8 protein-coding genes are annotated in these 11,198 nt (G+C 74.5%); all 8 read left to right on the forward strand.

The features are described from left to right. Window positions 1-91: 91 nt before the first annotated feature. The 8 genes from glmU to IEW03_RS04155 all read left to right on the forward strand — a co-directional run bounded on the left by glmU (window position 92) and on the right by IEW03_RS04155 (window position 11,193). A complete protein-coding gene (gene glmU, locus IEW03_RS04120; RefSeq protein WP_229737368.1) occupies window positions 92-1,747 on the forward strand; it encodes a bifunctional UDP-N-acetylglucosamine diphosphorylase/glucosamine-1-phosphate N-acetyltransferase GlmU in 1,656 nt (551 codons plus the stop codon). After that, complete coding sequence (locus IEW03_RS04125; protein WP_188522366.1) at window positions 1,744-2,727, forward strand: ribose-phosphate diphosphokinase; 984 nt, start codon at window positions 1,744-1,746, stop codon at window positions 2,725-2,727. Before glmU ends, IEW03_RS04125 begins: the two co-directional genes overlap by 4 nt. A gap of 210 nt (window positions 2,728-2,937) precedes the next feature. Further along, on the forward strand, window positions 2,938-5,400 hold the full coding sequence (locus IEW03_RS04130) for a glycoside hydrolase family 84 protein (protein ID WP_188522367.1): 2,463 nt from the start codon (window positions 2,938-2,940) through the stop codon (window positions 5,398-5,400). A 93-nt stretch (window positions 5,401-5,493) separates the two neighbouring features. Beyond that, window positions 5,494-6,624 (forward strand): glycosyltransferase, encoded by a 1,131-nt coding sequence (locus IEW03_RS04135; RefSeq protein ID WP_188522368.1) that lies wholly within the window; start codon window positions 5,494-5,496, stop codon window positions 6,622-6,624. Between the two features lie 313 nt (window positions 6,625-6,937). Continuing rightward, window positions 6,938-7,567 carry a 50S ribosomal protein L25/general stress protein Ctc gene (locus IEW03_RS04140; RefSeq protein WP_188522369.1) on the forward strand — a complete coding sequence of 210 codons (630 nt, stop codon included), beginning with the start codon at window positions 6,938-6,940 and terminating at the stop codon, window positions 7,565-7,567. A gap of 94 nt (window positions 7,568-7,661) precedes the next feature. Continuing rightward, window positions 7,662-8,264, forward strand: coding sequence for an aminoacyl-tRNA hydrolase (gene pth, locus IEW03_RS04145; protein WP_188522370.1), 603 nt, complete (start codon window positions 7,662-7,664; stop codon window positions 8,262-8,264). A gap of 137 nt (window positions 8,265-8,401) precedes the next feature. Then, the gene (locus tag IEW03_RS04150) at window positions 8,402-9,556 is read left to right on the forward strand and encodes a glycosyltransferase (protein WP_188522371.1); all 1,155 of its coding nucleotides are present in this window, start codon (window positions 8,402-8,404) and stop codon (window positions 9,554-9,556) included. Then, window positions 9,553-11,193: a polysaccharide biosynthesis tyrosine autokinase gene (locus tag IEW03_RS04155; protein WP_188522372.1), complete on the forward strand. Its 1,641-nt coding sequence runs from the start codon at window positions 9,553-9,555 to the stop codon at window positions 11,191-11,193. The genes IEW03_RS04150 and IEW03_RS04155 overlap by 4 nt, the downstream gene beginning before the upstream one ends. Window positions 11,194-11,198 lie beyond the last annotated feature (5 nt).

Here is an 11,198-nt window from a genome sequence, read left to right on the forward strand (position 1 = left end):
CTCGACAGGCTCGACAGGCGGAGCAGCGCCGGACGGAGGGGCGCCCGCACCGGCAGCCGTCGTCGTCCTCGCGGCAGGGCAGGGCACGCGGATGCGGTCCGCCACCCCCAAGGTGCTGCACGCGCTCGGCGGGCGCTCGATGCTGGGGCACGCCATGGCGGCGGCCCGGGAGCTCGACCCCGCACAGCTCGCCGTCGTCGTCCGTCACGAGCGCGAGCTCGTCGCGGCGGCGGCCCGGAAGCTCGACCCGGCGGCGCTCGTCGTCGACCAGGACGAGGTCCCCGGCACCGGTCGCGCGGTGCAGTGCGCGCTGGACGCCCTCGACATCAAGGCCCACGCCGGCCGGGCGGCGCAGCTCGTGCACGACGACGCGGTCGACGACGAGCTGCACGTCGACCACGCGAACGGCGGCGACCACCCGCTCGGGGACGGGCTGGACGGCGCCGTGGTCGTGCTCGCCGGCGACATCCCGCTGCTGGACGGCGCGACGCTCGGCGAGCTGCTCGCCGCGCACCACGCCGACGGCAACGCGGTCACGATCCTCACCACCGAGGTCGCCGACGCCACGGGCTACGGCCGCATCGTGCGCGAGGAGGGCACGGGCGACGTGCTCGCCATCGTCGAGCACAAGGACGCCTCGGACGCCCAGCGCGAGATCCGCGAGATCAACAGCTCGGTCTACGTCTTCGACGCCGCGGTGCTGCGCCGCGGCCTCGGCGGCCTCGGCACCGACAACGCGCAGGGCGAGGTGTACCTCACCGACGTCGTGGCCTCCGCCCGGGCCGAGGGCGGCGCCGTGCGGGCGCTGCTCAGCGACGACCCGATGCTCGTGGAGGGCGTGAACGACCGGGTCGCGCTCGCGACGCTGGGCGCGGAGCTCAACCGCCGCGTCCTCGAGGGCTGGATGCGCGCCGGCGTGACCGTGGTCGACCCGGCCACCACGTGGGTGGACGTCGACGTCGAGCTGGCCGAGGACGTGACCCTGCTGCCCGGCACGCAGCTGCAGGGCGCCACGACCGTCGCGACCGGCGCGACCGTCGGCCCCGACACCACGCTGCGGGACGTCGAGGTCGGCGCCGGAGCGTCCGTCGTGCGCACGCACGGCTCGCTGGCCGTGATCGGCGACGGGGCCTCGGTGGGCCCCTTCGCGTACCTGCGCCCGAACACGGTGCTCGGCGCGAACGGCAAGATCGGCACGTTCGTCGAGGTGAAGAACTCCGACATCGGGGCCGGTTCGAAGGTGCCGCACCTGTCGTACGTCGGCGACACGACGATCGGCGAGCAGTCGAACATCGGCGCGGCGTCGGTCACGGTCAACTACGACGGCGTGGCCAAGCACCGCACGGTGATCGGCTCGTTCGCCCGCACCGGCGCCGACAACATGTTCGTCGCGCCGGTCACGGTGGGCGACGGCGCGTACACCGCGGCCGGCTCGGTCATCGTCAAGGACGTGCCCGCCGGCTCGCTCGGCGTCGCCCGGGCCCAGCAGCGCAACGTCGACGGCTGGGTCGAGCGCCGCTGGCCCGACACGCCGTCCGCGCAGGCCGCCGCGGCCGCCCGCACCGAGGAGGCCGCGTCGCCGACGCCGCTCGGCCGGCAGGCGCAGCGCCAGCTCGCCGAGCACAATTCCCTCACGGGCGCCGTCCCCACCGTCCCGCCGGCCGGGGCGCAGGCCCCGGGCTCGGGCTCCGAGAACCGCACCGACGACAGCTCCGCCGCCGACACCGAAGGAAACACGCAGCGATGAACAACTTCATCCCCGGAACGGGCGCGCGCCAGCTCGTCCTCGCCTCGGGCCGGGCGCACCCGGAGCTCGCGGAGGCGGTGGCGACCGAGCTCGGCATCGAGCTGCTGCCGGTCTCCGCGTACGACTTCGCGAACAGCGAGACCTACGTGCGCTTCAGCGAGTCGGTGCGCGGCAGCGACATCTTCCTGCTGCAGAGCCACACGGCGCCGGTGAACCAGTGGCTGATGGAGCAGCTGCTCATGGTGGACGCGGCGAAGCGCGGTTCCGCCCGTTCCGTGACCGCCGTCGCGCCGTTCTACGCCTACGCCCGCCAGGACAAGAAGAGCCGCGGCCGCGAGCCGATCTCCGCCCGCCTCGTCGCCGACATGCTCAAGACCGCCGGCGCCGACCGGATCCTGAGCGTCGACCTGCACACGCCGCAGATCCAGGGCTTCTTCGACGGCCCGGTGGACCACCTGTGGGCGATGCCCGTGCTGGTCGACTACGTGCGCACCCGCGTCGACGTGTCCAACGCCGCGGTCGTCTCCCCGGACGCCGGCCGCATCCGCGTCGCCGAGCAGTGGGCGGCGAAGCTGGGCGGCTGCCCGCTCGCGTTCGTGCACAAGACGCGCGACGTCACGCGCCCCAACCAGGCCGTGGCCAACCGCGTCGTCGGTGACGTCGAGGGCCGCGACTGCGTGCTGGTCGACGACCTCATCGACACCGGCGGCACCATCGCCGAGGCGGTCAAGGTCGTCACGGACGCCGGGGCGCGGTCGGTCATCGTCGCGGCCACGCACGGCGTGCTGTCCGACCCGGCGCCGAAGCGGCTCCAGGAGTGCGGCGCGTCGGAGGTCGTGGTCACCGACACGCTGCCGATCACGGCCGACAAGCAGTTCGGCTGCCTCAAGGTGCTGTCGATCGCGCCGCTCGTCGCGCGCGCGATCCGCGAGGTCTTCGACGACGGCTCGGTGACGAGCCTGTTCGACGGCAACGCCTGACCCCACCGCAGGTTCCTCACCGCGCAGGGCGCGGGGCGTGAGATCTCACGCCCCGCGCCCTGCGTGCGTCCGGGGCCGCGCTGCCCTGGCCGGAGGTCGGCGGGCTCGCTAGCATCGGGGCATTCATCGCGAAACTGACGGTTTCGCGGTGAGATGCATCAGAACCTGTCAGGTTCAGGATGTCGATTCGCCACTCAGAGACGAGGAACGATGACCACACCAGATGCCCGCCCCCACGCCCGCCGCACCGCGGCGCCCGGGCGTTCCCGTGCCCGCGGGGCCGCCGGGGCCGTCGCCGCCACCACCGCCGTCCTCGTCGCCGCGGCCGGCCTCGTGGCGGCCTCCGGCGCCCAGGCCGCCGACGCCGAGCAGGCGGCTCCACCGCCCGCCGTGTTCCCCACGCCGCAGCAGATGAGCACCCACCCCGACGGCGTCGACCTGTCCGGGCGGGTCACGCTCGTCGTCGGCCCGGGCACGGACGGCTCCGCCGTCGCCGCGACCCGCGAGGTGCTCGCCTCGGCCGGCGCGAAGGTGCAGGTCAGCGTGGTGGAGGGCGGCGACGCGGCCGCGCAGGACGGCGTCGGCGGCAAGCGCGTCTACCTCGGCACCGCGACGGACAACCCCGCGCTCGCCGGCGTGCGGGACCGGCTCGGCGTCGAGCCGGCCACCGAACTCCCGGCCGACGGCTACGTGCTGGCGACCGGCCGCGACCGCGGCCCCGTCCTCGTGCTCGAGGGCCGCGACGACACGGGCGCGTTCTACGCCGCCCAGACGCTCCGCCAGGTCGTGGGCGACGACGGCGAGGTGCCCGGCCTCGAGGTGCACGACTGGCCGCTGATGGAGATCCGCGGGGCGATCGAGGGCTTCTACGGGATCCCCTGGTCGCACGAGGCCCGGCTGGACCAGCTCGAGTTCTACGGCGAGCACAAGATGAACGCCTACGTCTACACGCCGAAGGACGACCGCAAGCTGCGGTTCGAGTGGCGCGACCTCTACGAGGGCGAGGAGCTCGACCGGCTGCGCGAGCTCGTCGAGACGGCGAACCGGAACCACGTGAAGTTCACGTTCGCGCTCTCGCCCGGCAACGACGTCTGCTACTCCTCCCAGGAGGACTTCGACGCGACCGTCGCCAAGTTCGACCAGCTCCGCGAGCTCGGCGTCACGAGCTTCTACGTCGCCCTCGACGACATCCCGCTCGAGCTGCACTGCGACGCCGACAAGGAGCGGTTCACCGCGCCGAACTGGGGCTACCTCGCCGACGCGCAGACGCACTACCTCAACCGGATCCAGCGCGAGTACGTCGAGCCGAACGGGCTGGAGCCGCTGCAGACCGTCCCGACGAACTACGCGGGCAGCGCCGAGGACCCGTACAAGGGCCGGTTCGGCGACGGGCTCGACGACGACGTGCGGGTGCAGTGGACGGGGGAGGGCGTCTTCTCCGACACCGTCACGAGCGAGTCGGTGCAGCGCGCGTCGCAGACGTATCGCACCGACCACCTGTTCGTCTGGGACAACTTCCCCGTGAACGACGGGCGCCGGGACCGGCTGTTCCTCAACCCGCTCACCGGCCGGGACACCGACCTGCACGAGCACCTCGCCGGGTTCACGTCCAACCCGATGATCCAGCCGTACGCGTCGATGCCCGCGCTCGCCGACTACGGCGACTACACCTGGAACCCGCCCGCCTACGACCCGCAGGCGTCCCACGCCCATGCCCTCGACGACCTCGCCGGGCCGGACGCGGGCGTGCGGGCGGCGCTCGAGGTGTTCACCGACCTCAACCAGCTCTGGCCGTACCGGTCGGCGACGGTCCAGGCCCCCGCGTTCACCGCGGACGCCGAGGCCTTCTGGGCGGCGTACGAGAGCGGGGACGACGCCGGGCGCGCCGCGCTCACCGAGCGGCTGACGGCGATCGAGGCGCTCCCGGAGACCCTCGCCCCGATGGCGGAGCCGGGCTTCTACGCCGACGCGCGCCCGTGGGTCGACGCCGCCTCGCACTGGGCGAGCGCGATGCTGGCCGAGACGCGGATGCTGGCCGCGCTCGAGGATGGCGACGTCGAGGAGGCGTCCGCGCAGGGGGCGACGGCGCGCGAGCACCTCGAGCTCGCCGGCCGCCCGACCGTGGACGACCAGGGCTCCGACGGCGTCTACCGCGAGGACCAGATCGTCCCGAGCGTCGGGGACGAGCGGTTCACCGAGTTCTCGGCCCGCGCGTTCCGCGTGTTCTGCGAGGCCGTCGCCGACGACCCGTCGTGCCCGGTCCCGACCCTGCCCGGCACGGCGAGCTCGACCATGCCCCAGTACCAGGGCTACGGGCCGGCGAACATGCTCGACGGCGACGACTCGACGCTGTTCTGGTCGTCGCGGGCCCCGGAGGTGGGCGACGAGGTCCGGGTCGACCTCGACGCGGAGGCCGCCGTCCGGTACGTCGCGGTGCACATGGCCGACAACGACACGCGGGCCGGCGACATGATCTACCACGGCCGCGTCGAGGCGTCGGCCGACGGCGAGACGTGGACGTCCCTCGGCGAGTTCCACGACACCCCGGTGGTGGAGCTCACGCTGGACGAGCCGGTGCAGGCGCGGCACGTGCGCCTGGTCGTGACGGACCCGAACCCCGGCTCGCGCTGGGTGAAGGTGCGCGAGCTGGTCGTCTCCGACCGCGCCCGCTGACCGCCGTCCGGCCGGCCTCCCGCTGTGCCGGGCCGCCCGGGCAGCCTGCGCCCCCTCGGGGGCCGTAGGCTGTCCGGGCGAAGGAGGCCCGGAGTGGATGTGACCGTGGTGGTCCCCACGTACAACGAGGGGCCGAACGTCGCGGAGCTGGTCCGCCGGTTGGCGGCGGCTCTCGACGACGACGTGGTGCCCGGCGGCGCCGAGGTGCTCTTCGTCGACGACTCGACGGACGACACCCCGGCGGTGATCGCCGGCGTCGCCGCGCAGGCGCCGCTGCCGGTGCGCACGATCCACCGCGAGCGGCCGACCGGCGGGCTGTCGGGGGCGGTGGTCGCCGGTCTGGAGGCCGCGGCCGGGGCGCGTGTGGTCGTGATGGACGGCGACCTGCAGCACCCGCCCGAGATGGTCCCCGTGCTGCTGACGACCGCGCACGAGACCGGCGCGGACGTCGTCGTGGCGTCCCGCTACACGGGCCGCGGGGACGCGGGCGGCCTCGACGGGTGGTGGCGCCGGCTGGTGTCGAAGGCGTCGGGCCTGCTCGCGCGGTCGATGTTCCCCGTCAAGCTGCGTGACGTCTCCGACCCGATGACGGGCTTCTTCCTGCTGCGCCCCGGTGCCGTGGACGTGGCGGCCCTGCACCCGCGCGGCTTCAAGATCCTGCTGGAGATCCTGGCCCGGCAGCGCCTGCGCGTCGTGGAGGTGCCGTTCGTCTTCGGCGAGCGGTTCGCCGGGCGGTCCAAGGCGACCGTCGCCAACGGCATGCGGTACGTGCAGCAGCTGACGTCGCTGCGCTTCGGGCGGATGTCCCCGTTCGCGGTCATCGGGGCCCTCGGCGCGGTGCTCAACCTCGCGATCCTCGCCGGGCTGCAGGGGCTGGGCGCGCACTACCTGCCCGCCGTGATCACGGCCAACGCGGTGACGATCGTGCTCAACTTCCTGCTGCAGGAGCGGTTCGTCTTCGCCGACCTGCGCGACGGCGCGTACTCCGTCGCCGGCCGGTTCGCCCGGTCGTTCGCGTTCAACGGGACCGAGGCCGCGGTGCGCACGCTGCTGCTGTGGTGGATCGTCGAGCGGGCCGTGCCGCACCCGGAGCTCGTGCAGGCCGTGCTGATCCTCGTCGCGTTCGTCGTGCGGTTCGTCTTCCAGTCGCAGGTGGTCTACCGGCCGCGCCAGGGGGCGGACGTGACGGAGCCGACGCCGAGCAGGGCCCGGCCCGGGCTGTAGCACGCCGCCGATGGAGGCTATACTCGTCCGGTTGCCTCGGCGAGGGACGTCTGACGGGCGCCGGTCCATGCAGTTCCTGCAGCGACCAGGTCGCACCCTCAGAGCAGGATCCGTCGGATTTCCGTGATCGACTGGGCGGCCTCGGTGCACCGCGCTTGCGCGCGGATTATCGCGGCGCGTCCTTCGACCGCGTCCGTCATGTGTCCCACGCCGACGCAGCTGCCGGTCCGCGGGGCATCTCCCCACACCTCGAGGACCAGCCGACGGCTCCCACTGGCCGTCGGCACGCACAGACCTTCCAGGAGTGATCCACGTGTCCGAGATCAAGCTCGCCGCCGAGGCCCGCACCGAGTTCGGCAAGGGCGCAGCCCGCCGCATCCGCCGGGAGAACAAGATCCCCGCCGTCCTCTACGGTCACGGCACCGACCCGGTCCACATCACCCTCCCGGGCCACGCGACCATGCTTGCGATGCGCCAGTCGAACGTCCTGTTCTCGATCGAGCTCGACGGGAAGTCGCAGCTCGCCGTCGCGAAGGACGTGCAGCGCACCCCGGTCAACAGCATCATCGAGCACGTCGACCTGCTGCTGGTGCGCCGCGGCGAGAAGATCGTCGTCGACATCAACGTGAACGTCGTGGGCGAGTCCGCCCCCGGCACCATCCACTTCGTCGAGGCGCAGACGCTGTCCGTCGAGGCCGAGGCCACCCACCTGCCCGAGTCGGTCGACGTGTCGATCGAGGGCCTCGAGGCCGGCTCGCACGTCACCGCCGGCGAGGTCGAGCTGCCGTCGGGCGTCGTGCTGCTGACCGACCCGGAGGCCGCCGTCGTCGCCGTGTCCGAGCCGCGCGCCGAGGCCGCCGCCGAGGACGAGGAGGCCGAGGAGGGCGCGGAGGCCGCCGCCGAGGAGACCACCGAGGCCGCCGCCGAGTCCACCGAGGGCTGACACCCGCACCACGCCGAGGGCGCCCGGTACCGTCTGGTCCGGGCGCCCTTCGCGCGCCCGCTCCCGTGAGCGCACCGAGAGGAACGCACCGCAGATGACCGACACCCCGTGGCTCGTGGTCGGGCTGGGCAACCCCGGCCCGAAGTACGCGGGCAACCGGCACAACGTCGGGCAGATGGTGCTCGACCTGCTCGCCGAGCGCGCCGGCGCCCGCTTCGCCCGGCACCCGCGTGCCCAGGCGGCCGTCGCCGAGGCCCGCCTCGGCGTGCTGCCCGGCGGTGCCCCCGGCCCGCGGGTCGTGCTGGCCAAGCCCTCGACGTACATGAACGTCTCGGGCGGCCCGGTGTCCGGGCTGGCGAGGTACTACGGCATCGACGCCGACCACGTGCTCGTCGTGCACGACGAGGTCGACATCCCGTTCGACACGATCAAGCTCAAGACCGGCGGCGGCGAGGGCGGCCACAACGGCCTGCGGGACATCACCAAGGCGCTCGGCACCAAGGACTACGTGCGGGTGCGCGTCGGCGTCGGCCGGCCGCCGGGGCGCATGGACACCGCGGACCACGTGCTCAAGGACTTCTCGGCCACCGAGCGCAAGGACCTGCCCATCCTCGTGGACGACGCCGCCGACGCCGTCGAGATGGTGCTCGTCGAGGGGCTCCTCGCGGCCCAGGGCAGGTTCCACTCCAAGGTCTGAGGCGCGCGTCCCACGACGCGCCACGGGGGAGGCGACGAGGCCTTTCACCCGGGTGGAATGACCCCTGACGAGCCCCATCCGTGCCCCGGTCTCCTTACGCTCGACGGGCGGTGCCGACGTCCGCACGAGGAGGAACCATGGGGTCCACGGTGGCGCTCGCACACGACTACGCGACCCAGCGCGGGGGCGCCGAGCGCGTCGCGCTCATGATGGCCGACGCGTTCCCCGGGGCGCCGATGTACACCGCGCTCCACGACCCGGCCGGCACCTTCCCGCAGTTCGCGGAGCTGGACGTGCGCACGTCGGGCCTCGACAGGTACGGGGTGCTGCGACGCCACCACCGGCTCGCGCTGCCGTTCCTCGCGGGCGCCGTCGGCCGGACCGTCGTCGAGGCGGACGTGCTGCTCGCCAGCTCCACGGGCTGGGCGCACGGCTACCGGGGCGCCGGGCGCACCGTCGTGTACTGCCACGCACCCGCGCGCTGGCTCTACCAGCGCGACCGCTATCTGGGCCCGGCGGCCGGGAGCGCCGCGCACCGGGGCCGCCGCGCCCTGGCCGCCGCGGCTCTCGGCGCCCTGTCCCCGTCGCTGCGCCGCTGGGACGCGGCGGCGGCGGCCGGCGCCGACGTGTACCTCGCGAACTCCAGCGTCACCCGGGCGGCCGTGCGCGACGCCTACGGCATCGACGCGGAGGTGCTGCCCCCGCCCCCGGCGATGCTGCCCGGCGGCGAGGAGCGCCCGGTCGACGGGCTCGAGCCCGGCTTCCTGCTGTGCGTGGCTCGGCTGCTGCCGTACAAGAACGTCGACGTCGTGGTCCGGGCCGCCCGCGCGACGGGCCGTGAGCTGGTCGTGGTGGGCGACGGACCGGACCGCGCCCGCCTGGCCGCGCTCGCCGACGGGGCGCCGGTGCGGCTGCTCGGCCGCGTCGACGACGCGCACCTGCGATGGGTGTACCGCCACGCGTCGGCGCTGGTCGCCGCGTCGTACGAGGACTACGGGCTGTCGCCGCTCGAGGCGGCCGCGTTCGGGCGCCCCGCCGTGGTGCTGCGCGACGGCGGCTACCTCGACACCGTCGTCGACGGCGTCACCGGCGTGTTCTTCGACCGTCCGCAGGCCGACGACGTCGCGCGCGCCGTCGAGGAGGCGGTCTCCCGGTCGTGGGACGCGGAGAAGCTCGAGTCGCACGCCGCGCGGTTCGGCGTCGAGCGGTTCGCGGCGCGGCTGCGGGCCGTCGTCGACGCGCAGGCACCGGGCGCGGCGCCGGCCGCCGCCGTCACCGAGGGGGACGCATGACCGTCAGAGACTTCCTCCGGACGCTGTGGGCGGGCAAGTACCTGATCGTCGCGGCGGTGCTGGTCGTCGTGGCGGGCACCGCGGTGTACCTGCAGCGGGCGGTGCCCGTCTACGAGTCCACCGCCACCGTGCAGATCCGGTCCTCGCCGGCGGTCGGCTCCGAGGGCGAGAGCGAGGTCGTCACGGTGGACGCCGACCCCGAGCTCGTCAGCAGCCCGGAGGTGCTGGGCGCCGCGGCCCACGCCCTGGGCGACGGCACCTCGGCCGCGACGCTCGGCGGGGTCACCGAGGTGAGCTTCGTGCCCGAGGCGGCGACGATGTCCGTGACGGTGCAGGGTGCCGACCCGGCGGCGGCGGCCGCACGCGCCGACGCCGTCGCCGCGGCCTACGTGGCCGCCCTCCCGGCCGTCCTCGAGGCCGACGTCGCCGCGCTCGACGCCCGGGCGGACGCGCTGCGCGACCAGCTCGGCGACGTGCAGGCGGTGCTCCGCGAGAGCAGGAACGACCCCCTGGCGACGGCGGAGCGCACGTCGATCGTCGAGCAGTACCAGGGCCTGGTGACGCAGCGCAGCGCGTTGACGTCGATCGGCAAGCCGGCGGTGGTCCTGGAGGCGGCGCCCCCGGGCGAGCGCGTGGGGCTGCCGCCGACCGTGCTGCTGGCGCTGGCGGCGCTCGCCGGGCTCGTGGCCGGCATCGGCCTGGCGCTCGCGCGCCGCGGGCTGGACGTCACCGTGCGCACGCCGGGGGACACGGCAGAGATCGCGGCCGCCCCCGTGCTCGCCGACCTGTACGGCGTGCCGGCCGCGGACCGCGAGTTCCGCCGCAGCGCCAAGCTCCCGGTGACGAGCCGGCACGCGACGCCGTTCACCGAGTCGATCCGCGAGCTGCGCACGGCGGTGCGCGTGTCGCTGGGCGACGAGCCGCACAAGGTCGTCGTCGTGACGGCGTCGGACCCCCACGCGCCGCGGGCGTTCATCGCGGCGAACCTCGCCGCCTCGTTCGCCCTCAGCGGCCGGCCCACCGTCGTCCTCGCGGGCGACCTGCGCCGCGCCGAGCTGTCGGAGCTGCTGCCGGCCGGCGGCCACGACGACGGCGAGCGGGCCGGCGACGACGCCGAGGACGGCGGGCTGCGGCCCACGCGCGTGCCGAACCTGCGCGTGATGACGATCCAGGACAACACCATGGACCCGGCCGACTACCTGGCCACGACGCAGGTGCGCGCGGTGGTGGAGCGGCTGCGCCGGGAGGCGGCGGTGGTGGTCATCGACGCGCCCCCGGTGCTCGCGGCCGCCGACGCGACGATCCTCGGCGGGTACGCCGACGGCGTCGTGCTCGTCGCGACGGCGGGCAAGACGGCCCGGGAGGTGCTGCGGGAGGCCGCCGACCGGCTGCGCATCAACCACGTGCCGCTCGTCGGCGTCGCCCTCGCCGGCGTCAAGGGCGACCGGCGGATGCTCTACGCCTCGACCTACGGCATCGACCGCACCGTGGACGGGAGCCCCGATCCGGCGGACGACACCGCGGGCGCGGCGCTCGACCCGGACGAGGAGCCCCGGCCGGGGGACGACGGCTCGGACGCCGCCGCCGCGGGCGCGCGGTCCGACGACACCGAGCAGCCGTGGCCCGTGGGCCGCTGACGCGG

This window comes from Isoptericola cucumis (assembly GCF_014635665.1).
GTDB classification, from domain to species: Bacteria; Actinomycetota; Actinomycetes; order Actinomycetales; family Cellulomonadaceae; genus Isoptericola; species Isoptericola cucumis.

Coding starts and splice junctions, on each gene's coding strand:
- glmU (WP_229737368.1), top strand. CDS start 92: ATGCGGTCCGCCACCCCCAAGGTGCTGCACGCGCTCGGCGGGCGCTCG.
- IEW03_RS04125 (WP_188522366.1), top strand. CDS start 1,744: ATGAACAACTTCATCCCCGGAACGGGCGCGCGCCAGCTCGTCCTCGCC.
- IEW03_RS04130 (WP_188522367.1), top strand. CDS start 2,938: ATGACCACACCAGATGCCCGCCCCCACGCCCGCCGCACCGCGGCGCCC.
- pth (WP_188522370.1), top strand. CDS start 7,662: ATGACCGACACCCCGTGGCTCGTGGTCGGGCTGGGCAACCCCGGCCCG.
- IEW03_RS04150 (WP_188522371.1), top strand. CDS start 8,402: ATGGGGTCCACGGTGGCGCTCGCACACGACTACGCGACCCAGCGCGGG.
- IEW03_RS04155 (WP_188522372.1), top strand. CDS start 9,553: ATGACCGTCAGAGACTTCCTCCGGACGCTGTGGGCGGGCAAGTACCTG.